The sequence below is a fragment of the Cellvibrio sp. UBA7661 genome, from assembly GCA_002483365.1.
GTDB lineage: Bacteria > Pseudomonadota > Gammaproteobacteria > Pseudomonadales > Cellvibrionaceae > Cellvibrio.
Window position 1 is genome coordinate 274,460 of the sequence record DLHT01000005.1, and the last position, 26,828, is coordinate 301,287.

The following is a 26,828-nucleotide window of genomic DNA, read 5'->3' on the forward strand; positions in this document are numbered from 1 at the left end:
TGTCGTCCCAGCGGTGGAATAGAGCCAGTTGAGACCTCGGGCAAGAGTCCCATCGGAAACGCATGCACTCTCTGTGACGCGTGCCATTTTTCCTAAGATCCCCCCATGAAAAAAGCCAGCAATCGCCCGAGACTTAGCGAAAGCTGGCTGAAGCTGAAGTAGCAGATATTTTTTTTAAAAGTGGGCGTTCGATTAACACATAAAAACGCCTACCTTCCATCAAATAGGCCTATTCTTCAGGAGCGCAATTTATTGAATGATGCAAATCCATAAAAAAATTTAAACGGATAAATAAGAAGCGACCTTGGCCTCATCGACGGTCGCGCGCAATTCCTCGTGCACGATTTGCCCTTTTTCAATCACCAAAATGCGGTCGGCAATATCCAACGCAAAACTCAGCACCTGTTCGGATACCACAATCGACAAGCCGCGCTGGTCGCGGATGGCTTTCAGGGTGCGCCCCATTTCGCGGATGATCGAGGGTTGGATACCTTCCGTCGGTTCATCCAGAAATAACATTTTGGGATCACTTGCCAGCGCGCGGGCGATAGCTAGCTGTTGCTGCTGCCCGCCCGATAAATTCCCGCCGCGCCGGTTGCGCATTTCCAACAGCACCGGAAACATGTCGTAAAGTTCTTTGGGCACACTGCGCCTTTTGGTCGTGGTCAAACCGGTTTCGATATTTTCTTTAACCGTCATACTGGAAAAGATCATCCGCCCTTGCGGCACAAAACCGAAACCATTCGCGACACGCTGATGGCTTTTTAATTGGCCGACTTCTTTTCCCTCCAGTTTCACGCTGCCGCCCGAACTCGGGATAACCCCCATCAGCGATTTCATCAGCGTGGTTTTGCCCATGCCGTTCCGCCCCATCACCGCGACGATTTCGCGCGGTTTCACTTCAAAGTTGAGCCCGTGCAGCACTTCACTCTGGCCGTAACTTACACGGTAATCGGATACAGATAACATAATGAATTTCTCCGCAGGCTTATGGGTAATAGGCATCAGTCACCTATCTGGATTAATGCCCTCTTTTACTTAATGCCCTCTTTTACTTAATGACCTCTTTTAATTAGTGACCTAAATAGACTTCAATGACTTTCGGATCATTTTTGACTTTATCGACCGAACCCTCCGCGAGAATTTTTCCCTGATGCAATACCGTTACCTTGTCAGCAATCTGCGCGACGAATTGCATATCGTGTTCAATCACAATCACCGAGCGGTCTTTAATAATGCTGCGCAGCAATTCTGCCGTCTGCTGGCGCTCGCCCACTGACATACCTGCAACCGGCTCATCCAACATGAGCAAGTCCGGGTCTTGCATCAGCAACATACCAATTTCCAACCACTGCTTTTGCCCGTGACTGAGTAATTCAGCTTGCCGGTCAAGTTGGTCGCCCAGGAAAATCATATTGGCCACCTCGTTCACTTTGCTGATCACTTCTGCATCGCGTTTGAATGCCAAGGCGCCAAACACTGAGCGCCCGCGCGGGAATGAAATTTCCAAATTTTCAAATACGGTGAGATCGCCATAAATAGACGGGTTTTGGAATTTGCGCCCTACCCCCGCTTTTACAATTTCGTGCTCACGTAATTTGGTGAGTTCTTTGTTGCGAAATTTGATTGAACCTTCGGTGGCTTTGGTACGACCGCAAATCAAATCCAACACCGTGGTTTTACCCGCACCGTTAGGCCCGATGATTACGCGGATTTCATTTTCATCCACATAAAAACTCAAATCATTTACGGCTTTAAAACCATCGAAGGATACCGTGAGGTTTTCCACGGCCAAGACAAAGTCTGTATTGCTACTCATGGATGGCTCCTTGCGGCATTGCCGTGCTATCAATTTTTGATTCGGTTTTTGATTCAGCTTTCAATTCAGTTGTAGCCACAACCGGTTTGCTGGCAATAGCGCTTGATGATGGTGGCGAGGCAGAGGGAGGTATTTTCTTTGCCGTGAATTTTTCCAACAGCGCATCCACTTTCGGTGCAGCGTAGGTGTTATACAAACCCGCTAAACCATTGGGGAATGCCATCACCACGGCGATAAATAATCCGCCCATCGCAAACAACCACAACTCCGGAAAACTTTCCGAGAAAGAGGTTTTGGCAAAGTTCACGATCAATGCGCCGTAGACCGCACCGATAATCGACAAGCGGCCACCCACTGCGCAAAAAATTACCATTTCAATGGACGGAACAATTCCCACCAGCGTTGGCGACATAAAACCCACTTGCAAGGTAAACATGGCACCGCCAATCGCCGCGAATACGCCACCAATACAGAACACAAAGATTTTAAAGTTGGCAACGTCGTAGCCTGAAAAGCGCACACGGTCTTCTTTATCGCGCATGGCCACTAACAAACGGCCGAGTTTACTTTTGCGGATAAATTGCGCAGCAGCAAGGCAGCAGAACAACAGGAACACACAGACAAAGTAGAAAACATATTTTGCGCTGTCGGTGCGGATGTCGTAACCGTGAAGGGTGCGCAAGTCGGTCATACCGTTTACACCGCCGGTATAACCTTGTTGGCCAATAATTAAAATCGTGAGAATCGCTGCAAGTGCCTGGGTGATAATCGCAAAGTAAACACCGCCCACACGCCGCTTGAACATGGCAACACCAATGATGTAACCAACAATACAAGGCAACAAAATAATTGCAGCAAGTGTAAAACCAAAACTATGGAAGGGTTCCCAGAAAAGCGGCAACTCAGTGAGCTGGTTCCAATCCATAAAATCGGGAATGCCGGGCGTGGATTGTATTTTGGTACTTTCAGGATCAGAGGCTTCCAATTTTAAAAACATCGCCATGGCATAACCGCCCAATCCAAAAAATACGCCCTGCCCCAAACTTAAAATACCGCCATAACCCCAGCACAACACCAAACCCACCGCGACAAATGCATAGGTTAAATATTTGCCGACAAGATTGAGCCGGAAAATATCGAGCGTAAGCGGAAGAATCACCACCAAAATAAGCGCAAGGACTACAAATCCGAGCATGTCTTTTTTGGGAAACATTGAAGCCAGACTTGAATACGACATGATTACCAGCTCCTCTTAACGACGCACTTTCAAGGTGAACAAACCTTGTGGGCGCAACATCAGGATCAACACCACAAACAACAAGGTGAGTACTTTGGACATGGAACCGCTCATGAAAAATTCCATGGTAGATTGCGCTTGCGAAATACTGAATGCCGATGCAATGGTGCCAAGCAAACTGGATGCACCACCAAATACGACCACGAGGAAGGTATCCACAATATACAGCTGCCCGGAAGTGGGCCCCGTTGAACCAATCATGGTAAATGCACTGCCCGCTACACCGGCAATACCGCAACCCAATGCGAAAGTAATGCGGTCTACTTTTCCCGTATTGATTCCAACTGCACCGGCCATCGCGCGGTTTTGCACCACAGCGCGCACTTGTGTTCCCCAGCGCGAGCGGTACATTAAAATGGCCACCGCGAGTGAAATGCCTAATGCAAGGCACATCACAAATAATCCATTGATGGGCAACTCAATCGAATCGGTTAACTGGTATGAGCCCATCAACCAATCCGGCAAGGTCACGCCCACTTCACGTGCGCCAAATACAGTGCGGTAAAGTTGTTGCAGAATTAAACTCAAGCCCCAAGTGGCCAGCAGTGTATCGAGCGGGCGATTATATAAATGCCGGATCATGCCCCACTCCACCAATGCGCCCAGCGCAGCGGCGGCGATAAAGGCGAGAATCATCGCGAGAATAAAATAGAGGCTGAAAAAATCCGGAAAATAAGTGGAGAAAACATTGGAGGTTAAATAAGTAACGTAGGCACCGAGAATCATAAATTCGCCGTGTGCCATATTGATGACGCCCATCTGGCCAAAAATAATCGCAAGCCCTAAGGCCATAAGCACAAACACGGAAAACAAAATCAATCCCGCTACGCCTTGCATGGCAAAGATCGACATCAACTCCGAGGTACTGTATTCAGCAAACATGGCTGTATCCTCATCTCGATTCGAAAATTTTTTACTGGATTTTCACTTCGATGCGAGGAAGATAGTTCGCTTTAAAACACGCCGTAAACACCTCCCTGTGGGCTCAAATCGGCATCCATGCCTCATATGGTTTTAAATCAAACTATCTTCCTCACCCCCCAGCATTGTGGTTTTAAACTGACAACCAGCCTTTCGGCTGGCTGTAATTTTTATTATTGATAACCTTTCGGGAATGGATCGGGTTCGATCAGATCTTTGGTCTCGAACACTACGTCATACTGACCGTCGCTACGTGCGTGGCCGATGCGGGTTTTTGACCAGAGGTGATGGTTCGGGTGAACTTTTACGTAGCCTTCCGGCGCGGTAGTCAGCTCAATACCGGGTGATGCTGCGCGCACTTTATCGATATCAAATGAACCGGCTTTTTCCACTGCGGCTTTCCACAACCAAGGGCCAAGATAAGCAGCTTGGGTTACGTCACCGATCACGATGTCTTGACCATATTTCGCTTTAAAGTCAGCCACAAACTTTTTGTTGTTGTCGTTCGGCAAGCTTTGGAAATATTTCATCGCCGCGTAAGCACCCACCATGTTCTCACCGCCGATACCAAGAATTTCGTCTTCGGTTACCGAGATGGTCAGCACCAGTGGTTTCTCTTTGGTCATATCAATACCAGCCGCTTTTAATTGCTTGTAGAAAGCCACGTTAGAACCACCTACGACAATTGCGTAAATCACGTCTGGTTTTTTCAATTTGATTTTGTTAATCACCGAGTTAAATTGCGTGTGGCCAAGGGGATAATATTCTTCACCCACCACACTCAAGCCCAACTTCTCAATGTGCTTGCGTGCAATTTTGTTAGAGGTGCGCGGCCAAATGTAATCTGAACCGAGCAAGTAGAAAGACTTGGCACCTTTGGTTTTGGTTACCCAATCAATACCCGCAATAATTTGTTGCGTTGCTTCCTGACCGGTGTAAATCACGTTGGGTGATTGCTCCAAACCTTCATAAAAAGTTGGGTAGTAGAGCATGCCGTTGTATTGCTCAAAAATCGGCAATACGGCTTTGCGCGATGCCGAAGTCCAGCAACCGAACACCGCAGCAACTTTATCGTTCACCAATAATTTTTTGGATTTCTCAGCAAAGGTTGGCCAGTCGGATGCGCCGTCTTCCTGGATGTATTCAATCTTGCGGCCGAGCACACCGCCCATCGCGTTGATTTGGTCAATTGCTAATTTTTCTGCTTGCACAGAACCGGTTTCGCTGATGGCCATAGTGCCGGTCACCGAGTGCAAGATCCCCACTTTTACAGTGGTATCCGTCACCGCCAAACCGGTGGTGTTGACCTCGGCTGCCTGCGCACTGCCAATCGCCAATGAGGCGGCAAGTGCGAGTAACCCTTTTTTCCAACGGCTGGCCGCTTTTAACGGCTCGCCCAATTGCAACGTGCTGCGCATGGTCATGTTCATGGTGTTTCCTCTAGTCATTAACAAACAAGTCATTAGCGAATTTTGTTTAACGAAACAGTTTTGGTACGACGTGTTACCTGCAAGAACGCCAGTTCACGCTTCACAATCTAGGCGGGGGAGCACTTTCAAACCATTCGATAAATGACACAGACCACTACGTCATTTGACGCATGGCAGTAGCAGGCAAGTTGGTACAGCAATTGAGTAAGGATTATGTGCCGGTATTGAAACGCCGCTATTACGGCGATAAACCGATACACAGCAGAAAAAATGCACCAAGAAGGAAAAGTTTGCGGCGAGGATGCACAAAAATAATGCGCGCAATATAAGCGCTACAACAATATTCACCACTCACTTACTTTTCACAACGAGACGTTCCCGGATGAACAGATTGTTTAACGGGTAAAGCATGACGGCCAAGCAACATATATTTCGTGTGCGGCGCAATTACAACCAGTGGGTTGCCAACCAAACACTGGAAGATTATGCGTTGCGTTTCACCGCCAAACGCGCGCGGCGCTGGTCGGCTGCGCGCGTGGCAACCACTGCATTAGGTGCCATTTCATTTCTTGCACTGGAAGCCATCGGTGGTGCCATCACCTTGCATTACGGTTTTAATAACGCCGTCGCGGCAATTATGGCCGTGAGCGCAATTATTTTTCTCACCGCAATCCCGATTAGTTATTACGCAGCAAAATACGGTGTCGATATTGATTTACTCACTCGCGGTGCCGGTTTTGGTTACATCGGCTCCACCATCACCTCATTAATTTACGCATCCTTCACATTTATTTTTTTCGCGCTGGAAGCAGCCATTATGGCGATGGCGCTGGATTTGCTGTTTGGAATTCCGCTCGCATGGGGTTATTTAATTAGTTCGATTGTGATTATCCCTCTGGTCACGCACGGCATTACCTTTATCAGCCGCTTTCAATTGTGGAGCCAACCGCTGTGGATCATTCTGCAATTACTGCCGTTTATTTTTATTATTTACGCCGATGCCAGCGCAGTGGAAAGTTGGACAGCATTTTCAGGCAGCCTTGAACAATCCACCGCAACGACAGGCGTTAATGTTTTGCTATTCGGCGCGGCATCGGCGGTGATTTTTTCATTGATCGCACAAATTGGTGAGCAAGTCGATTTTTTGCGCTTTTTACCTGCACCGAAAAATACCACTAACGCGCGCCTACGTTGGTGGGCAGCGTTAATTGCTGGTGGGCCGGGGTGGATTGTGATTGGCGCTATCAAAATTCTCGCCGGTTCTTTTCTTGCGGTGCTCACATTGAACCACGGCATCAGTATTGAAGAAGCGGCTGACCCAACACGCATGTATATGGTGGCATTCAGTTATATCGCCAGCTCGCCCGAAGTGGCGTTATCGGTTGCGGGAATTTTTGTGATTTTGAGCCAGCTCAAAATTAATGTCACCAATGCGTATGCCGGTTCAATTGCCTGGTCCAATTTTTTTTCGCGTTTGACACACAGCCACCCTGGTCGAGTAGTCTGGTTAGTGTTCAATGTGGCGATTGCATTATTGCTGATGGAACTCGGTGTGTATCGCGCGCTGGAACAAACACTGGGATTTTACGGCATAGTGGCCGTTGCCTGGTTGGGTTCTTTAGTCGCGGATTTGGTGATCAACAAACCGCTCGGCCTCAGCCCGAAACATATCGAATTCAAACGCGCCCACTTGTACGATATTAATCCGGTCGGTGTTGGCTCCATGCTGATTGCATCGGTACTGGGCATTATTTGTCACACCGGTATTTTAGGCGCTGTGCCGCAAGCGCTTTCCCATTTTATTGCACTTGCGCTCGCACTTGTTTGCGCACCATTAATCGCCTTTGTGACTCGTGGCCGTTATTACCTCGCACGCCCGATTGTGAATGTCGCGGAAGACGCTGAAACGACTGATGGTGCGCACGCGACGATTTCTTGCTGCATCTGCGAACATAAATTTGAAACCGAAGACATGACCCACTGCCCTGCCTATGCAGGCCATATTTGTTCGCTGTGTTGTTCACTGGATGCGCGCTGTCAGGACTACTGCAAACCCGGTGCAAATTATTCCACCCAGCTCAGCGATTTCTTTAAAGGTTTTTTACCAAAATTTATCACTGCCAATATCAATTCCCGCGTTGGCCATTTTGTGGTGCTGGTGTTGTTTATTAATGGCCTCTCGGCAATTTTACTGTCGCTTATTTATTTTCAAACTCCGATTGACGCACCAGAAACCGCCGCACTGCTGGAAGCAACATTGTGGAAAGTGTTTTTTCTATTAGTGATTATTACCGGCGTGGTGAGTTGGCTATTTGTATTGGCACATGAAAGCCGCGTGGTCGCACAGGAAGAATCTCAGCGGCAAACACGGTTATTGATGGAAGAAATAGATGCGCATGAGCGCACCGACCGCGCACTGCAAACCGCAAAAGAAGAAGCAGAAGCGGCCAACCAAGCCAAGAGCCGTTACCTCACCGGCATCAGCCATGAATTGCGCTCACCTCTAAATGCCGTTCTGGGCTATGCGCAATTATTAGAAAAAGACCCCAGCATGCCCGCACATCGCAAAGATGCACTGGGCGTGATTCGCCGCAGTGGCGAACATCTTGCGGATTTAATTGAAGGCTTGTTGGATATTTCCAAAATTGAAGCGGGGCGATTGGATTTGCATCAGGATCAAGTGCGCATTGCGGTATTAATGGAGCAATTAGTTCACATGTTCCGTTTGCAGGCCGAAGCCAAAGGTTTGCAATTTGTGTATGAATGCAAAGATCGCCTGCCAGAATTTGTGCGCACCGATGAAAAACGTTTGCGCCAGATTTTAATTAATTTGTTATCCAACGCGATTAAATATACCGAAACAGGCAGCGTCATTTTTAAATTGCGCTACCGCAGTCAAGTGGCGGAATTTACCATTACCGATACCGGTGAAGGCATTGCACCGGAAAATATTGAACGGATTTTTCGCCCCTTTGAACGCGTGCGCCGCGCAGGTTCTACCGCAACCGGCACTGGCTTGGGGCTTACCATTACTCGCCTACTCAGTGAAATTATGGGCGGCGACATTGCTGTCACAAGCACAGTCGGGCAAGGCAGCACTTTTAAAGCGAGCTTGATGCTCGCCAGTATTACTAAACCGCACAACGAATCTGTTACACCGCCCGTGCAAACCATTTACGGCTACAAAGGCAGTGTCAAACGTTTGATGCTGGTTGATGATGAGGCTTCTCACCGTCAATTGATGCGAGCGATGCTATCCCCGCTCGGGTTTGACATTATTGACATCGATACCCCCTTACAAGCACTCGACCGTTTCACGCAAGAAATTGACCAAGGCAACTGCCCGGATTTAATCATGCTGGATGTTTCCATGCCCGGCATGAATGGCTGGCAACTGGCAAAACAATTGCGTGAAGCCGGATACCGCGCGCCCATTATTATGGTGTCTGCCGATGCCAGTGAAGGTAAGGATTTACCCTCGCACCATGCGAGTGATAGTGCCCCGCTGCACGATGCTTATGTCATTAAGCCGGTGCGAATCAATTTATTGTTGGATCACATTGGGCGTTTGCTAAACCTGGTGTGGTGTTACGAAAAAAGCGAACCGAAAATATCCGCATCTTCATCGTTAATAGGCACGGCTCATTTGATTGCTGCGATGGAATTACCAGATGAGCATCACCTGGATGATCTGGCTCACTTTGCCTCCATCGGGCACAAAAAAGGCTTGCAGGAAAAAATCCGTGAATTGGAAGAAGCCCATGCAGCACACCCATTATTTTTGCAAGAACTTAAACACTTAACGGCCAGTTTCCAGTTTGAAAAAATATTAACTCTGCTCAACATCAACGCAACAGAGGATATTTTGGATAAATGAAAACCATCAATAACAACACTATTTATTTTTAGTCCGTATTTGATTTTTACATCGTGCTTTATTTTTGAGACCGGGAGCATCTGACCATGAATACAAAATCGCCAACGCCTATCGTATTAGTGGTAGATGACTCTATCGACAGCATCCATATGCTGAATGATGTATTGGAAGAATCGCAATTCACTGTGCTGGTTGCGCTGGAGGGAACACAAGCCTTAACCATCACCAAAAATATTCGCCCGGATATTATTTTGCTCGATGCCATCATGCCGAATATGGATGGATTTGAAACCTGTCGGCAATTAAAGTTGAATCCACAGCTTGCCGATGTACCGATTATTTTTATGACCGGCCTGAGCGATACCGAGCATGTGGTAATGGGGCTTACCGCCGGCGGTGTGGATTACGTAACCAAACCGATTAACCCCGACGAATTGATTGCGCGCATGCGTGTACATCTCGCTAACGCGCGCATCACCCAAAGTGCACGCGCCGCATTGGATACCGCCGGGCAATATTTATTCACCATCGATTTACACGGCCAACTGGTGTGGGCCACGCCGCAGGTATATCAGCTATTGGATAAAGCGGGGGCGACGCAAGACTCGATTGCACTCACGGATGCGGTCAGCCATCAGCTGCGCGATTGGCTTAAACACAAACCCGATACTGGTCGCCAATTGCCGCTACAACACTTGCATGAAACATTAAGTATTGAGATGTTGAATTTAATCGATGGTAAAGAATATTTATTGCGCCTGACCAATCCCCATAAACCCGCCGAGGATACGCAATCGCTCAAACAACAATTTGCCGTTACCGGACGCGAGGCAGATGTATTGTTGTGGATCGCCAATGGCAAAACCAACCGTGAAATTGGTCAGATTTTGGAAATGAGCCCGCGCACCGTGAACAAACATTTGGAACAGATATTTAAAAAATTAGGCGTGGAAAACCGCACTTCTGCTGCGGCAGTTGCCATTAAATGCCTGACACGCGCTTGAGTTAAAAACGTGAACCCGAAGTGAGTTACAAACTGCTACATATTTTACGCAAAATGCCATTGTCCGCAGCGAGGTCAAGCGCTATCGTGCGCGCGTTTGATATGACAACCATGTTGTTCAGGAGAGTTAATCATGGGATTGCTTGTACTTGCCATTTTTGTGCTGTGCGCTTACTACGTACAAAACCGCGGTGTCGTCCAGCACGATACCATCACCCGCAAAATCACTGACCACGCCAACCTGCTCGCCCCCATCAACTGCCTTTTTTATGCATTTTCCCGCGATAAAGCATCGGCTTACGTGGCAGTAGATAAATTTCCGGAATTAAAAATCCTGCAAGACAACTGGCAAGTGATCCGCGATGAAGCCATTAGCCTGAACAATGAGGCGCACATCAAAGCCTCTACTGATTTGGATGACCTGGGTTTTAACTCGTTTTTCCGCACCGGCTGGAAACGCTTTTACCTGAAATGGTACGGTGCCAACCTGAAATCAGCCGAACAGTTGTGCCCCAAAACCCTGGCATTGTTGAACCAGTTGCCCTCGGTAAAAGGCGCTATGTTTACCATGCTGCCGCCGGGTTCACGTTTGGGCAAACACCGCGACCCTTATGCCGGATCATTGCGCTACCACCTTGGCTTGGTAACGCCCAACTCAGACGATTGCTATATTTCTGTGGATGGACAGGATTACTCCTGGCGCGATGGTGAAGCGGTGATGTTTGATGAAACCTATATCCATCACGCCGAAAACAAAACCGACCAAAACCGGATTATTTTATTTTTGGATGTAAAGCGCCCGGTGAGTTTTTTTCTGGTCGATTTTATCAACGAAGTGTTTTCCCGCATTGTGGTCGCGGCCTCTGCAACCAAAAACATTAAAGGGGATAAGGTCGGCTTTCTCAACCGTATCTTCAGTGTGGTGCATCGCATCAGCCTGATCGGTAAAAAGATCAAAGCGTTTAACCGCCCGCTGTACAAAGCATTGCAATACGGTATTTACATCGGGCTGATTTACTGGATTTTCTTCTAGACCCATCGCCCTGCTACAAGGGAATGACTGGAACACATCCAGAAGTTCCCTTGCGTGGCTTAATTAGCAACAGTGGTTTAATTAACAATAGTGGTTTAATTAAAAATAGACCATCACTTAAAGTGAATTTTCATTAAGGTCGCGTTACCGCCACGGTAGTTTTCGTGCGCAATAAACTCCCACCCCAAGCTCTCATAAAACCGCTGCTGGTCAGGCGTGAATAAATAAAGTGGGCTGATGCCCTGAATGCGCGCCTCTTCCATCACCTTTTTAACCAATGCTGCGCCTACCCCGCGCTTGCGGTAATCCGGATTGACGAACACGCTCGCGAGCCAGGGTGATAGTTCCGGGTGGCTATCCATATCGCTATCAACCAGTGCAGCGGTTCCCAACAACGCGCTGCCATCCACCGCGATGTACATCGCTGGGATTTTGGCGCCAGACAAATAGCGCTTCATTCGTTCAATGCGAGTTTCCACCGTGCCGCCCGGATTTAGGTAGCCCCATTCGGCCTGATGCCACGCAGCGATTTGGGGAATATGTTCAGGAGCTTTGGCCAGGTTAATAATGTCTATCATTTCTCTATTCCAGTTAGTACCCGTTCTCAGTATCGATTCAATACCACTTATTGCATAAGCCAATTTTTTCTCAGGCTTATTTCTTATTTAAAGGAGTTTCACTCTTAATATTCCACAAAGTGAACCCTCCCATGTTGACGCCTATTTTAACTTGGGACGACTTCCCACCTCCTACGCCAGTAACGTGGCACCGCGACATGCCTGACACTCAAACCTCTTACAGTCAGGCAATGACGACGCCAAGAATAATATTCGCGCTTCAAGACTCACTATCAATAACGCTAACGATAAAAGGACAGTCCCATGAAAAAGCTCAAGCATGCCTTGCTGGTCTGGGGGGCGGTTGTGTTTGCACCTGCCTGCTCAGCCGCTGTTACCTCTTTCGGTGCCGGTAATATCAGCGATGCTCCAAACCCTGCAGGCTATAAGTGTGCCATCGACCACGGCTACTGGATTTACAACGCCGGTATCGTCAAACCCGGCGTGAGTAGCTGCAGCCCAATAGGCTCGCCCACACCGATTTTCCCACAAAAAGTCGCGCCCGCTACCAGCAAACCAACCATGACGCACCGCTGGTGGGGTTCCATATCCTTTATGGGCGAGATGAAGGTCGGTGCACCTACCGATGCAGGTTACATCACTCCTGATCCGATGACCGCGCGTATCACTGACCGCGGCGTGCGAATCCTGGGCATTCCCGGCGGCTTACGCACTGGCCCAACCTCTACCCAATATTCAATTCCCGATCCGTTCAATGAAGTATTTGACGGGATTGCCATCGCCAACAGCGATTACCCGAACCTGGAAGCCTACCTGAAAGATTACAGCGACGGCTCAGTCACCGTGCAGTGGAACAGTGCCGGTACGCCGGTGATGGAAGCCACCTTTGTGCACGGCTCGCCCTATGCGTACTTCACCGCGCTCAAAGGTAATTTGCAACTGCGCACCAAAGCGGCCGATGGTGGTGAAAAAGGGGTGTTCTACCAACAAGGCAACTCGTTAGGTGTATGGACCAATGTGGCGGGCAACCACAATAACTTTTTGATCACCGGTCACGATGCCACCACGTTCAGCACACCCAATGGTTCAACGATTGGCGTGAACAATACCAGCAAGCGCATGACCGTTACGCTACTGCCGCAAGTACCCGGCACGCCTTCTACGGCGATGATTCAGGCCTTCGCGCAATACGCAACCCAGCGTGTAGATGCGGTTGACATTACCTACGCAGTTAATCGCAGCAACAGCAAGGTCACCGTCACGCACAAATACAAATTCAACAACACCGCCGTAACCACAATGGCAGGCATGCTGCCGATGGCGTGGAAAAATTCCAACCAGGCGGTGACTCCTTATAAAGTGCGCAGTGCACGCGGTGTAACCAAATTTGCAGCCACCAACAGCTTTAGTTACACCATTCCGTTTGTGGGTGTGCTGCCTTACTTGCCGGAAAATATTGGCGATTACAATGAAGCCCAACTAAAACAATTCGTCACTGAATTTGTGAGCCAAGGGCCTGCCGCCTGGAACGATAAACTCGATACTTATTGGGCAGGTAAAAACTACGGCAAAGTTGCTGAACTCGCGGCAATTGCCCGCTCAATTGGTATGACAGCAGAAGCAGACCAATTAATTAATTGGCTCAAAGGTGAATTGCAGGATTGGTTCCGCGCAAACACCAACGGCGGGTTGGACACCACTAAATATTTTTCTTACGACAGCAACTGGAACACTTTGCTGGGTTATGACGAATCATTCGGTTCACAACAACAATTAAACGACCACCATTTCCACTACGGTTATTTTGTTCGCGCTGCGGCAGAAATTTGTCGCGTTGATGCAAGCTGGTGTAGCGCAACGCAATACGGCCCGATGGTGGATTTATTGATCCGCGATTACGCCGCGCCACGCAACGATGCCATGTTCCCTTACCTGCGCAACTTTGACCCTGCTTACGGTTTCTCATGGGCATCTGGCCACGCGAACTTTGTATTGGGTAACAACAATGAATCCACTTCTGAAGCAGCAAATGCTTACGGCGCGATGGTGCTCTACGGCCAAATCACCAATAACCGTGCGCTAACCGAACGCGGGATTTATTTGCACGCATCCTCTACCGCAGCTTACTGGGAATATTGGAACAATCTGGATCGCTTCCGCGGTTTAGGTGGCGATTACGATAACTTTGATAGCGCCTATCCCAAAATGACTACCTCCATTATTTGGGGCAATGGCCACGTATTCTCTACCTGGTTCAGCGGTGCTTACGCGCACATTTTAGGTATTCAAGGCCTGCCACTAAGCCCACTGGTTTTCCACGTTGGCCAACACGCCGATTACCTCAACCAATATGTTTCATTGGGCATGACTGAATCCAGCAACGGCAAACCATCCGGTTTGGTGAACGACCAATGGCGCGATGTCTGGTGGAATATCTGGGCGATGTCAAACGGTCAGGCCGCTGCCGATGACATGAACAACTATGGATTCAATTACATTCCTGAAGCGGGTGAAACCAAAGCACACACTTATCATTGGGTGCACACCTTGAAAGAGCTCGGCCATTTGGCAACTGGGACTGGTGCACTGACCGCATCCAGCCCGACTGCGGTTGCGTTTAATAAAAATGGTTTGATGACTTACATCGCTTACAACTACGGATGCAGCCCGCAATATGTGTTGTTCTCCGATGGCATGACGCTGAATGTACCTGCAAGAAGTTTCCGCATAAAACGCACCGGCGAAACACCGGATAGCTTGCCAACTTCAACCAGCTGTACACCGGCGACAAGCTCATCAAAAAGCAGCCTTGCCAGTTCGGTAACGAACAGTGTGACTTCATCGCAAGCTAGCAGCATTGCCGTGACAACATCATCCAGCAGTGCGGTGATGACCAGCAGTTCAACCGCAACCAGCAATGCGGTTGCATCCAGCAGTGCGACCAGCGCATCCAGTTCATCAGCAGCGAATAACAATAATTACGGCCACAACATTAATGGCAGTAACGTTGAGTTTTTTGCGAACAATGCGGCATGGGCGGATATTCATTTCATCGTCAACGGCGGTGGCCAACAAAATATCCGTATGCAACATAACGCAGACAACTCCAACTCTTATGTATTAAGTGGCGTGGCTGCGGGCGCAACGGTGAAATATTTCTTCACCATCGCACAAGAAATTGGCGCAATGGATACGCCTTGGACTGAATTTGTGATGGGCGGTGCAACCGCATCATCCAGTGCAGCATCCAGCACACCGGCAAGCAGCTCTTCCAGCAGTTCCAGCTCTGCCGCTGCGTTCAGCCGTTTTATTGAGGCAGAAACCTACGCGTTTATGTCTGGCTTGGAGTTGTTCCCAACCGCAGACAGCGGCGGCGGCCAGGTAGTGGGTGCAATTGATGCAGGTGATTGGATGGCATTCACCAATATCAACTTCCCAACCACGGGCGCTTATTTAGTGGAATACCGCGTTGCCAGCCCGACCGGCGCGCGCCTCTCACTGGATTTGAACGGCGGCTCCATCGTATTAGGCACAGCCGATATTCCGGCAACCGGCGACTGGGGTAATTTCACCACCGTTAACCAAACCGTGACCGTGAATGCAGGTACTTACAACCTTGGCATTTACGCACCACAAAGCGGTTGGAGTATCAACTGGTTGCGCATTACCAAACTGTAATCGTTAAAACACAATGCGGCCGCACGGGTAATTCTGCGGCCGCTTTAAAAACATAAAAATCACAACACTTATATACACGGAGTCCACTATGAAAAAATTATTGCAAGCACTCGCACTTTGCACCAGCTTGGTAATTGGTGCACACGCCAATGCCGTTATTATTGACTCATCCACCATTATTCCCGATGAAAATATTTTGCTGAACTTCAATGGTTTGGGATTGGATTGGGTTTATGCAGGTCCTATTGCACCCGGCGAGTGGGGTCCCGGAAATATCGAAGAACCGGAATATCGTGCAAGTGAAGGTTGGCGCTACGCTACAGAAGAAGAATGGGTTCTACGCCCTGACTGGACAGACTTTATTATTGGTGGCGTAACACTTGACCCTGTTTCCAATTTTGGCGATCACTCACTTTATCGTTTTGCATCCGAATACTGGAGCAATTTCAACCATGTCGATTTAATTGATGCTGCGGATGGATTGTTGGTTAGCACTGCTGATATAGACTCCTTTTTTGGCAGCTACGAAACCTGGTACGTACGCGATGCACGCATCACTACACCAGTACCAGAATCATCATCGATTGTTTTATTTGGTTTAGGCTTAATGGGATTATTCATGTCGCGCCGTAAATTTTTAAAGTAAAAAATACTGCAGCTCCTGCAACATAAAAAAACCGCACCAAGTGCGGTTTTTTATTTTCTTTATAGAATGTCGCAACATCAACCTTCTTGGTTTGAATACAACCCAATCACATGCGGGAATTTAACAAGAATCAGCAGTGCCATAAAATCGTAAACGCCGTGCCAGACCATTACCATGAGCATGCTGTCGGTAAAGTAATAGCCCACACCAAATGCAATACTCATCAATATTGTAGAAATAAAATAGGCGTGCGATAAATAATGCAGTAATCCAAAAACAATCGACACGATTAAAATAGCCACAGCTATTGAACAATATTGATTGAGCCAAAGCTGAAACACACCGCGAAACAGCAACTCCTCACCGACGCCCGCAAATACCGCCACAAGCGCCAAATGCCACCAGGAGCGGCCGTTGAATATTACCGATACCCTGCGAATATCATTCAGAAGCGATTGCGCAAACCAACCACCTATTCGATAAATCACACCGAATACAGCGAGAGTCAGCAAGGCAAGTAAAGTCCCGACTGCAATGGCCTGTGCCGAACTTATTGCAGATGTAGGCAACTGTATTTCCAATAACCACAATAAAAATACTGCAAGTCCAACAAGAGAAAATTGGCTTAGTGCCAGCAGACCAAACCCTACGGTGTTTTGTTTATTGTGCATATGTATATCCAGTTACCAACCGCTATTAACGCATGGTCATGCGCATTAATTGCATACCGCCAACATCCGTACCAAAACCAAATTGCTGATAATAGGTTTGCAGCTCAGGCAAGCAATACAATTCAATATGTTTGACCTGCTGCAAGCGTGGATGATTTTTGACTGCGGCCATCAGACGTGAACCCAATTGCTGGCTGCGATATTGTTCATTGACGATCACATCAAATACCAAGGCTTTAAAAATACCATCGGTCAACACGCGGGTAAACGCAATTAAATGATTGCTCTCATCAACCACTCCCAACACAAATGAAGATCCCCGCACAACCTGATGCGTTTCTTCAAGGGTGCGCGTATTGGACCACCATTGCTGTTGGTAAAGCTGGTGTAATTGAAAAATGTGCGAATCGTTAAGTTGTTCGATGATATGCATGAAAATAAACCTGCGAATAATGTTTATTGCCGCTTCCGCAAACGCAACACAGCTGCCTGCTGGTCAATCACAAAATCAAAACGCCCGAGAATATCGACGCCTAACAATCCATCGAACAAATCAGCATTATCCATTGGCAAGCGCGCCAGCATGTGTTTATTGAAGGTCACGTTATCGATGGTGAGTGTATCAACCAAAAACAAATAGGTTTCTACCGTACCGCTTGCGGTGTTGAGCTGGATAGGTTTGGGCGATTTTACTGAGGGGTAATGACGGTTGATAAAACTCGCTGTCAGGCCGCTAATAGATGCGCCTGTGTCCAATAATAATTTTACCTGTTCGCCTTCAATGGTAACCGGCACCAAAAACTGGCTGCCAAAACGAATTAAAGGGATTTGCATTTCTGCGGGCGAATCATCTTGTTGTGTGCCTTCATAGAGTTTCGCCAATAAACCTTCTGCACGCGCCTGGGTATCGGGTTGGTTAGCGGCCATGAGTGCGTGATATTGCGCCTGCTCTTTTTCTTCAAGTTTCAAATGCATTTTTGCCAACAGCAAATGCAACTCACCATTGTCAGGGGTGAGTTTGATCAGGTCATTAATTTGCAGCATTAACCATTCATAACTCTCACCAAATATGGCGGGATTTTCACTCAGGCGGATTAAATATTTCGCCAGATAAGCCAAAGCATCTTCCATTTTTTTTGCATCGATCTCGATACCGAGATAACGAAACCAGGTGGCAACTGATTCTTTATGCAGCCCCTGCTGTTCATAAACGCGCGCCAATAGCCAGAGCGCCTCAGTGTTGCGCGGCTCATGCCCAAGCAATTGCTGCAGCAAGCGCACGGCTTCGCCGTAGGCACCATTGGCAATTAATTGATTAGCTCGCTCAAGCGGTGATTGTGCTTTAACAGAGGGCGGTAGATGAGGCAATGCAGAGCTGGTGGTTTGCGATTCAGAAGAATGATTCCGGGGTGAATCATATCGCTCAGGAACCACATCGATCGCTGAAGAAGTTACAGCGCCAATATCATGAGCGCGCTGTTGATGGCGATACTCGCTGGCATAAAAGCCCAGCGAGAATGCGATGATTGAAATAACGAAAACAGGAAATCTTTTCATGTGCCCAGCCTGCACGGCCGGGCCTATTTAATCAATACTCGGCGGCTGGTTTATCCAGGGTTTTTATCTGGATATTGCGGAAGAAGGTTTCTGCACCCTCTGACTGGATTTGCAATTTTCCGCGCGTGAGTGGAACGTATTTGCCATCCACCATATGACGGGAATTAAAACCGCGGAACACCTCATGACCATTCACTTTATGGATCAGGGTTTTGCCATCGGTAATCACTTCCATCGTATCCCACTCGCCACTCGGCTTTTCATAGTTGCCGAGTTTGAGCACGCGCGCAGCAATATCTTTACGCAGCGGCAGCGATGGATCGTAGCGATAGAATTTCCAATCGCCGATATTGGTATCACCCGCGTGCACATCGATGATCACGCCATCAAGACTGTGGTAGTCACCGCTATCACCTTCCTGCACCTGAAATTCATGGCTGCGCATCCAATGGCTGCTCTGCGCGCCTTGCGGGCCTACCGCAAAATACAAAATACCGTTATCGCGCGGCGCATCCAGACGCGGAGGCCATTTTTTATCACCCCACTTCACCTCAAATTTCAAATGAAAGTTTTCAAACTCCTCAATGCTGGTCAAGCCGCCCCACTCTTCGCCCGATACGCGCAGCAAACCATCCACTACCGAGAAGACTTTTTTGGGGTCATTGTTCAGACCGCGCGGTTTGTGTTTGGAAACCAGATTGTATGCATTTGTCTCTGGCTGGTAGCTCACATAAGCTTCCCACCCGGTGAGATCCTTACCGTTAAATAAGCTTTTCCATTCGCCGGCAAAACTCTGGGCACTGGCCAGCAGCCCGCAGATCAAAAATCCTGATATCAGTCGTTTCATTGGTAGTAGTCCTCGCGTTTTTTTGTTGTGCTGCGCAGACTAGGGACTGATACAAAATGAGTCCATATCAAACATAACGTCATTACAGTCCTTTACCTTGGGCGGGATTAGAAACGGATGGTACTGAGTTGATACACCTTGTCGCGCATGTTTTGTGCGTTATCCGCTTCACCCAACGCATCGTAAATAGTGGCGGCCAGTGTGTAAAAGCGAGCTTCATTGCCTTCTTTTTTTATCGCTTTTTTAATCAGCTCCAGAGCCGCCGGATAATCACCTTTTGCGATCTCATCCTCGGCGCGTTTGAACATAAAATAAGGATTGGCATTGCGATGCAGACGCACACGTTTTTGATAGTAATCGGCACGCTCTTTATTGCCTATCTCCTGATAAATGCCTGCAAGATTGTGCATGATGGTGTAGTCGCGCGGATTAATCTGCAAGCCATGCAAATACACTTTTTCGGCTTCCGGCAATAATCCCTGACGACGATAAAAGCTGCCGAAATTGCTCCAGATATAACTTGGCTCCTCGCTCATTAGCAGCGCCTTGCGCAGATATAAAAATGCCTCGCGGGGCTTGCCTTCCGCGGCCAGCTCCATTCCGCGATTGGAATAAAACTGCGCAGCGACCAGTGGTTTACCAATCACTTTCTGTTTGTAATGCGGACGAAAACGGCGCATTTCCAGATCGACAACAATATCGCTGATATCCGCATTACCCACCACTCGCACCCAGCTTTGGTTAGCGCGCGGCATAAATACTTTGGCGTTCACGTGACGCATCAACAAATAGGTATCGGTTGCGCGCATATCCCAAGTGGGCGGCAAGATCACCTCGTTCACTTCCGCTTTCAAACCGACATGGCGCGCCATTGCAACATACAACAAGGTATAACTCAGGCAATTGGCCTGGCGGCGCTCAAACGCCTCAATGCCTGTGATGGTGTCGTAGGCGCTATAGGTAATACCGCGGCCGCCATAATTGGTCGATGTCATCAGCGCTTTATGCAGCGCCTCTGCTTTGGCACCACTGCTATTGATACCCGCTGTCGCCGCTTCGGCAAATTGTTTCATCTCGGGCGTCAACCCAAACAGTTCCAGATCGGGCAGCTCTGCCGGCAAATACGCGCGCCCCAGAATCAGTTCGCCAGACAATTCTTTTGCCAAAGAGCTTTTATCTGTCAAAAGAGGGACTTTCTGCACCACCGATGAACAGGCACAGAGCATCAAACAGCTAAAAATAAATAATAACCGCGCTATTTTCATTGTTATCAGGCTCGCAACTGGTTAGACATTCACTGTCAGTATAGGAGCTATTCCTGCCTCCCGCGCGTCACAAATGTCACGCTAAACCTGTGAGATACAAACATTTTTTACTGCATGAGTGAACCACTTTAAAAACCATTCAGGCCACTGACTGCTCCCACCCAACGCTACCTGAACACACCATGCGCAAAAAAAGTGCGCACATGCTCCCATTCGGATGAGAAACACGCACACCATTCCCACAAAAACAGGCACCAAAAAAACGCAGCTATTTTTTGCGCGATCCACAAACGGGCAAAAGCAAACGAAACCTTGCAATAAGCATAAAAACACTGCGCCGTTAAAGTGCGCCACCGTTTTTGGCACAGTGTTTGAATAAGCCCTGTTGTACTGAATCAATACACCCAACCGTTTTTTGATCGCGATTTAATTTTCAACGAAAAATTAAATTCCAGTTTCACAAAAAACAAAGCAGAAAAAAGTAACCGTAAAAAATTTATTTCCGCAGCTAATTTTTTATCGAGCCAGGAGTTCTAGATGAACAAGACGATGAGAACAATGAAAAAAATTTCATACGTATTAAGACCATTTGCAAAAACAACACTGGCCATTGCTGCCGCATTTTCATTAATGGCATCTGCACAAGCCGAGACTGGTCCAGCAGAAAAAACCGAATTGAAATTTGGCTTTATAAAACTGACCGACATGGTGCCTTTAGCAGTTGCTTATGAAAATGGCTACTTTGATGATGAAGGCCTGAGTGTTGAGTTGGAAGCACAAGCCAACTGGAAGGTAGTTCTTGACCGCGTAATTTCGGGCGAGCTTGATGGCTCACACATGCTATTGGCACAACCGGTTGCCGCCAACGTTGGTTTTGGTACACCCGCAGAATTAGTGTTTCCTTTCACCATGACACAAAACACTTATGCGATTACCGTTTCCAATGAAATTTGGAAAAAAATGAAAAAGAATGTGCCCGTTGATGCGGATGGAAAACCTGTCCATCCCATTAGCGCCAGCACATTAAAGCCTGTTGTTGACAGTATGAAAGACGCAGGAAAATCCATCCAAATGGGCATGGTATTTCCTGTATCAACACACAATATGGGCCTGCGTTACTGGCTAGCCGCTGGCGGTATTAATCCCGGTTTATATGCACCACACAAAGGAGATATTACCGGGCAAATCGATGCCGATGTTTTATTATCGGTAACGCCACCACCACAAATGCCCGCCACCATGGAAGCCGGAACCATCCAAGGTTATTCCGTCGGTGAGCCATGGAATCAGCAAGCGGTATTTCGCGGCATTGGAGTACCGGTAATGGCGGTGCACAATAAAATTGGCGATAAAGTACTTGGCATGCGCAAAGACTTTATCGAAAAAAATCCCAACACCAGCGTGCGCGTGGTGAAGGCCATGATTCGCGCAGCGAAATGGCTGGATGAAAACAATAATGCAAACCGCAACGAAGCAGCCAAAATGATTTCTGCCGCGCACTATGTGGGCGCTGATTACAAAGTTATCGCCAACTCCATGACCGGTGTCTTTGAGTACGAGCGCAAAGATGTTCGCCCAACACCGGACTTCAATGTGTTCTTCCGCTACAACGCGTCTTACCCTCATACATCTGATGCAATTTGGTATCTGACCCAAATGCGCCGCTGGGGCCAAATTCCAGAAACAAAACCAGACAGCTGGTATATGGAAATGGGCAAAAAAACCGTAGCACCAGAAATTTATCATCAAGCGGCTGCAGACTTGATTGCCGAAGGAAAAATGAGTGCAAGTGACTTTCCCGATTTCAAAACATTTAATGGCATTCGCGCAGCAGATGAAACCGTGTGGATCGACGGCGTGCAATTTGATGCAAACAAACCTAATGAATATCTCACCAAATTCAAAATCGGTTTAAAAGGCGACGAAAAAATTTAAGCGCCTCACGCTAAATAGCACAGCTGAAATCATAAGCCCGCACCGCTCTCAAGGATGAGCGCACAAAGGTAACGCGGGCACCGCAGAGGAAACGATCATGAGCAATACGTTAGTGACTTTGAAAGTTGAGCAATTCAAAGCCATCAAATGGCGTGAAGTATTTATCAATACATTGATGCCGATAATGGGAATACTGTTATTTATTTTGGTGTGGCACTCTGCTGCGCCCGGCATCAAAACATCACTGGGGGATTTTCCCCAACCCAAACAAGTGTACGAACAATGGGGCAATTTGGTAGATGAGTACACTGCCGAACAAGCGCGCGCAGCGGTATTTTATGAGCGCCAGGAAAAACGCAATGCAGAATTATTAGCAAAAGACCCAAATGCAAAATTGGACGTGCGCGAATTTAATGGCCGCCCTACTTTTTTTGACAAAGTACAAACCAGTTTGGTCACTGTTTTATCCGGCTTTCTGGTTGCAACGGTGATCGCCATCCCGGTGGGGATCATGATTGGTTTAAGCCAAACACTTTATAGCGCCATCAATCCACTCATCCAAATTTTCAAACCCGTTTCGCCGCTAGCCTGGTTGCCGTTGGTCACGCTGGTAGTCAGCGCTGTGTACGTTTCTGACTCCCCTGCCTTTTCCAAGTCATACATTATTTCGCTGCTGACAGTGAGCCTCTGTTCACTGTGGCCAACCATGATCAATACCGCGGTTGGCGTTGCCGGAGTGAGTAAAGATTTGGTGAATGTCAGCCGCGTGTTGCGCCTTGGTTGGTTCACGCACGTCATGAAAATTGTGCTGCCTTCAGCTATTCCCATGATGTTTACCGGCTTGCGTATTTCACTCGGCATTGCGTGGATGGTATTGATCGCCGCTGAAATGCTCTCGCAAAACCCCGGCCTTGGAAAATTTGTGTGGGATGAATTCCAAAATGGCTCGTCCGATTCATTGAGCCGTATTTGTCTTGCGATTTTAGTGATCGGCCTGATTGGATTTTTACTCGACCGCGCGATTTTAATGCTGCAAACCTACGTCAATTGGGACAAAGGGGCCGTTGTACGTTAACCACGCCACCCTCACCCCAGCCCTCTCCCGTAAACGGGAGAGGGAGAGGGAGTTAAGTTTCAGTCCACCTCTTATGGGTAAGGGCACCAAGCGTTGTGCCCCCTCTCCCACCTGTGGGAGAGGGTTGGGGTGAGGGCAAAATTAAATGAAATTTTTATCACAGAGGAATCCACCATGAGCCAGATTCATTTGGAACTCACCAAAGTCGGCATCGAATTTCCCACCCCCAAAGGGCCTTTTTGCGCGCTGCAAAATGTCGATCTGAAAATCAAAAAAGGCGAATTTGTTTCACTCATCGGTCACTCGGGTTGCGGCAAATCCACCGTACTGAATATTGTTGCCGGTTTGTATCAAGCCACTACTGGCGGAGTGGTCTTAAATGGCAAAGAAGTGAATGAACCCGGCCCTGAGCGCGCGGTGGTTTTCCAAAACCATTCACTGCTGCCATGGTTAACGGCGTATGAGAATGTCGAGCTGGGTGTGAAGCGTGTATTCAAAGGCAAAAAAACCAGAGCGGAAATGCGCGAGTGGATTGAGCACAATCTTGAACTTGTTCATATGACCCACGCCATGCACAAACGCCCCGATGAAATCTCGGGTGGGATGAAACAGCGTGTCGGTATCGCCCGCGCTTTGGCGATGGAGCCGCAAGTGTTGCTGATGGATGAACCCTTCGGCGCACTAGACGCACTAACCCGCGCGCACCTGCAGGATTCGCTGATGGAAATCCAGACCGAGCTGGGCAATACCGTAATCATGATTACCCATGATGTAGATGAGGCAGTGCTGCTCTCTGACCGCATCGTAATGATGACCAATGGCCCGGCCGCGACCGTGGGGGAAATCCTCGATGTTCCACTTGCCCGCCCGCGCAACCGCCTGGAATTGGCCGACAATCCCGAATACAACCACTATCGTTCTGCCGTACTGCGCTTTCTCTATGAGAAGCAGAAAAAAGTGGAATCGATTGATACCAAACGCAACACCAAACCCCTTGAGCAAGAGGTCACTAAGACCAAAAGTGTCGCCTGACTTTACATAACCCTTGCTTGATGACCTCTGTTGCCCCGGCTTGCCTGGGCTTTTTTATGCACAACAAAAATAAATACAACCTTATGATTTATAAAACAAAAATAATAAAAATTCAGCTTGCCCAGCATAAAAACCATGGCACATTTTTCATCATTGGTATAGATTGTGCAGCACATATAGCAACATTCATCTGTGACGGATCACGCACTTTTGTAAACAAGACGCGAAATCCATGCTGCAGCTTATCAATTCAAATTTTCCACTTCCCAATCCACTGCCATCAACCCAAGCCAATCCCACTACACAAACAGATACCGCACCCGATGCCGCACCACCGGCACAGCAGACGACTTATGCTGACCTGATTGTGGATTATCTGGCCCAGATGGGTATAGACACGGTATTTGGCGTTCCCGGTGGCGCAATTGAGCCACTGCTCAATTCACTTGCCCGCAGTGAACGCAAAGGCGGGCCGCGCCTGGTAGTCGCCCGCCATGAATGCGGCGCAGCGTTTATGGCCGATGGTTATGCGCGCGAGACCGGCAAGATGGGTGTGGTGTGCGCAACCACCGGGCCGGGCGCAACCAACCTGATTACCGGTGTTGCATCAGCCTTGGCCGATGAAGTCCCTATGCTGGTGATTACCGCCCAGACACCGCTGCCCAAGTTCGGCAAGCGCGCGCTACAGGAATCCAGCTGTACCGCTATCGATACTGTCGGCATGTTCCGCTACGTCACCCAATTCAATACGCTGGTATCGCACCACGAACAACTGGAAAGCAAACTGGTGTCGGCCATTATGGCGGCGCACCGCAAACCCAACGGGCCTGTGCATATCAGTATCCCGGCGGACGTACTGCGCTCACCAGCCACCATTAATGCCCATATCCACAGCGACTTGCTAATACACGACTTCGCCATGGCCGACGATTCCGCCATCGCCCGTCTGTGCGAGAAGCTGGGTAAAGTCGACAACCTGGTGATGTACATCGGCAATGGTGTTGGCAAAGCCAGCAAACAAATTATGGAGTTCATCGAACTGACCGGTGCCGCTTTTGTGACCGGGCCTATGGGTAAAACCTGGGTTGATGAACATCACCCGCTCTACCGTGGCGTGTATGGCTTTGCCGGGCATGAGAGCGCCCGCCAATTGTTCCAAAGCAAAGAGGTAGACCTGATTCTGGCGGTAGGTACCGAGCTGGGCGAACTGGGCACCAGCGGCTGGCAAAACGATCTGCTCAACACCAAGCTGGTGCATATCGATTCATCGATTGAGCACTTCACCCGCTCCCCTATGGCCAACCTGCATGTGTTCGGCAATATCGATGTGATCTTTGACCGCCTGGTTAAAAGCGTACGCGAAGTGCGCAAATGGGGCCGCTCCTGGGAAACACTGCCCAACGCAAACCAAACCCCCAATATCAATGGCGGATTTTTTACCCTGCGCGAAGCCGACAAATGCCTCTCTAACGCCAGCCCGGTAAAACCGCAGCGGCTGATGACCCATTTGTCACACGCGCTGCCAGACGATACGCGAATTTTTGTCGATGCCGGCAATGGCTGGTCATGGGCAACTCATTATTTATCGCGCTCCAATAGCCAGGGTTTATATCGCATCGCCATGGGTTATGGCTCTATGGCCTGGTCGATCGGTGCGGCCATCGGCTCAGCTATTGGCAACCGCGCTGCGCCCACACTGTGCATTGTGGGCGATGGCTCTTATTTAATGAGCGCACAAGAAATTACCGTGGCAGCCCAACAACAACTGCCGGTGGTTTTTCTGGTACTCAATGATGCAGCCATGGGCATGGTGATGCACGGCCAGCAACTCGGCCAGCAGGAGTCCATCGGCTGGGAACTGAATGAAGTCAATTACGCGCTCATGGCACAGGCAATGGGGGTCGATGGCATTGTCATTGATTCACCGGAGCAACTGGACAAACTTGACTATCAAGCCCTCTTCCAAAAACGCGGCCCGACACTGTTGGATGTGCGGATCGACCGCAATGAAATCCCCCCAATGGGCGATCGAATCAAAGGACTTGCGATCAATGGTTCTGCAACACCTGGCGGCTAGGCTGGCTGGGGGTTACAGGCCTCTGTTCGCCAAAATCATTCCTATGCGAATAGCCATCGGCAGTTTATGCTAGGCTGAAAGGATATG

The 26,828-nt window shown here is 48.6% G+C and carries 20 protein-coding genes; 9 read left to right on the plus strand and 11 right to left on the minus strand.

Going from position 1 to position 26,828, the window contains the following annotated elements; all coding sequences use genetic code 11:
* Positions 1-279: 279 nt before the first annotated feature.
* From urtE to urtA, 5 genes are all read right to left on the minus strand, one after another.
* Positions 280-969: an urea ABC transporter ATP-binding subunit UrtE gene (gene urtE, locus B2739_RS03760; protein WP_331344534.1), complete on the minus strand. Its 690-nt coding sequence runs from the start codon at positions 967-969 to the stop codon at positions 280-282.
* A gap of 103 nt (positions 970-1,072) precedes the next feature.
* Complete coding sequence (gene urtD / locus B2739_RS03765) at positions 1,073-1,819, minus strand: urea ABC transporter ATP-binding protein UrtD (protein ID WP_049630613.1); 747 nt, start codon at positions 1,817-1,819, stop codon at positions 1,073-1,075.
* Positions 1,812-3,056, minus strand: coding sequence for an urea ABC transporter permease subunit UrtC (gene urtC / locus B2739_RS03770; RefSeq protein ID WP_331344535.1), 1,245 nt, complete (start codon positions 3,054-3,056; stop codon positions 1,812-1,814). The genes urtD and urtC overlap by 8 nt, the downstream gene beginning before the upstream one ends.
* A gap of 15 nt (positions 3,057-3,071) precedes the next feature.
* The gene (gene urtB, locus B2739_RS03775; RefSeq protein ID WP_331344536.1) at positions 3,072-3,998 is read right to left on the minus strand and encodes an urea ABC transporter permease subunit UrtB; all 927 of its coding nucleotides are present in this window, start codon (positions 3,996-3,998) and stop codon (positions 3,072-3,074) included.
* 212 nt (positions 3,999-4,210) lie between these two features.
* Entirely contained in the window at positions 4,211-5,461 is a 1,251-nt protein-coding gene (gene urtA / locus B2739_RS03780) for an urea ABC transporter substrate-binding protein (protein WP_197085597.1), read from the minus strand.
* A gap of 415 nt (positions 5,462-5,876) precedes the next feature.
* Here urtA and B2739_RS03785 point away from each other — a divergent pair, with 415 nt between their 5' ends.
* The 3 genes from B2739_RS03785 (at position 5,877) to B2739_RS03795 (ending at position 11,380) form a co-directional block, all read left to right on the plus strand.
* Entirely contained in the window at positions 5,877-9,344 is a 3,468-nt protein-coding gene (locus B2739_RS03785; RefSeq protein ID WP_331344537.1) for a hybrid sensor histidine kinase/response regulator, read from the plus strand.
* An 86-nt stretch (positions 9,345-9,430) separates the two neighbouring features.
* A complete protein-coding gene (locus tag B2739_RS03790) occupies positions 9,431-10,348 on the plus strand; it encodes a response regulator (RefSeq protein ID WP_331344538.1) in 918 nt (305 codons plus the stop codon).
* A gap of 132 nt (positions 10,349-10,480) precedes the next feature.
* Complete coding sequence (locus B2739_RS03795; protein WP_331344539.1) at positions 10,481-11,380, plus strand: aspartyl/asparaginyl beta-hydroxylase domain-containing protein; 900 nt, start codon at positions 10,481-10,483, stop codon at positions 11,378-11,380.
* 113 nt (positions 11,381-11,493) lie between these two features.
* Here B2739_RS03795 and B2739_RS03800 read toward each other — a convergent pair whose 3' ends face one another.
* Positions 11,494-11,958, minus strand: coding sequence for a GNAT family N-acetyltransferase (locus B2739_RS03800; RefSeq protein ID WP_331344540.1), 465 nt, complete (start codon positions 11,956-11,958; stop codon positions 11,494-11,496).
* Positions 11,959-12,261: 303 nt separating this feature from the next.
* On the opposite strand from B2739_RS03800, the gene B2739_RS03805 reads away from it, so the two are divergent.
* Positions 12,262-15,636, plus strand: a complete 3,375-nt coding sequence (locus B2739_RS03805; protein ID WP_331344541.1) for a glycosyl hydrolase — start codon at positions 12,262-12,264, stop codon at positions 15,634-15,636.
* Positions 15,637-15,724: 88 nt separating this feature from the next.
* Complete coding sequence (locus B2739_RS03810) at positions 15,725-16,282, plus strand: PEP-CTERM sorting domain-containing protein (protein WP_331344542.1); 558 nt, start codon at positions 15,725-15,727, stop codon at positions 16,280-16,282.
* A 77-nt stretch (positions 16,283-16,359) separates the two neighbouring features.
* On the opposite strand, the gene B2739_RS03815 is transcribed toward B2739_RS03810, so the two are convergent.
* The 5 genes from B2739_RS03815 to B2739_RS03835 all read right to left on the minus strand — a co-directional run bounded on the left by B2739_RS03815 (position 16,360) and on the right by B2739_RS03835 (position 20,541).
* The gene (locus B2739_RS03815) at positions 16,360-16,953 is read right to left on the minus strand and encodes a CPBP family intramembrane glutamic endopeptidase (RefSeq protein ID WP_331344543.1); all 594 of its coding nucleotides are present in this window, start codon (positions 16,951-16,953) and stop codon (positions 16,360-16,362) included.
* 25 nt (positions 16,954-16,978) lie between these two features.
* Complete coding sequence (locus B2739_RS03820) at positions 16,979-17,386, minus strand: GNAT family N-acetyltransferase (RefSeq protein WP_331344544.1); 408 nt, start codon at positions 17,384-17,386, stop codon at positions 16,979-16,981.
* A gap of 23 nt (positions 17,387-17,409) precedes the next feature.
* The gene (locus B2739_RS03825) at positions 17,410-18,510 is read right to left on the minus strand and encodes an aspartyl protease family protein (protein WP_331344545.1); all 1,101 of its coding nucleotides are present in this window, start codon (positions 18,508-18,510) and stop codon (positions 17,410-17,412) included.
* Between the two features lie 31 nt (positions 18,511-18,541).
* A complete protein-coding gene (locus B2739_RS03830; protein ID WP_331344546.1) occupies positions 18,542-19,357 on the minus strand; it encodes a DUF1080 domain-containing protein in 816 nt (271 codons plus the stop codon).
* A gap of 107 nt (positions 19,358-19,464) precedes the next feature.
* Positions 19,465-20,541 (minus strand): transglutaminase domain-containing protein, encoded by a 1,077-nt coding sequence (locus B2739_RS03835; RefSeq protein ID WP_331344547.1) that lies wholly within the window; start codon positions 20,539-20,541, stop codon positions 19,465-19,467.
* 639 nt (positions 20,542-21,180) lie between these two features.
* Here B2739_RS03835 and B2739_RS03840 point away from each other — a divergent pair.
* The 4 genes from B2739_RS03840 to B2739_RS03855 all read left to right on the plus strand — a co-directional run bounded on the left by B2739_RS03840 (position 21,181) and on the right by B2739_RS03855 (position 26,741).
* A complete protein-coding gene (locus tag B2739_RS03840; RefSeq protein WP_331344548.1) occupies positions 21,181-22,557 on the plus strand; it encodes a CmpA/NrtA family ABC transporter substrate-binding protein in 1,377 nt (458 codons plus the stop codon).
* A gap of 97 nt (positions 22,558-22,654) precedes the next feature.
* Positions 22,655-23,632, plus strand: coding sequence for an ABC transporter permease (locus B2739_RS03845; protein ID WP_331344549.1), 978 nt, complete (start codon positions 22,655-22,657; stop codon positions 23,630-23,632).
* 174 nt (positions 23,633-23,806) lie between these two features.
* Positions 23,807-24,664, plus strand: coding sequence for an ABC transporter ATP-binding protein (locus B2739_RS03850; RefSeq protein ID WP_331344550.1), 858 nt, complete (start codon positions 23,807-23,809; stop codon positions 24,662-24,664).
* Positions 24,665-24,896: 232 nt separating this feature from the next.
* On the plus strand, positions 24,897-26,741 hold the full coding sequence (locus tag B2739_RS03855; protein ID WP_331344551.1) for a thiamine pyrophosphate-binding protein: 1,845 nt from the start codon (positions 24,897-24,899) through the stop codon (positions 26,739-26,741).
* Positions 26,742-26,828 lie beyond the last annotated feature (87 nt).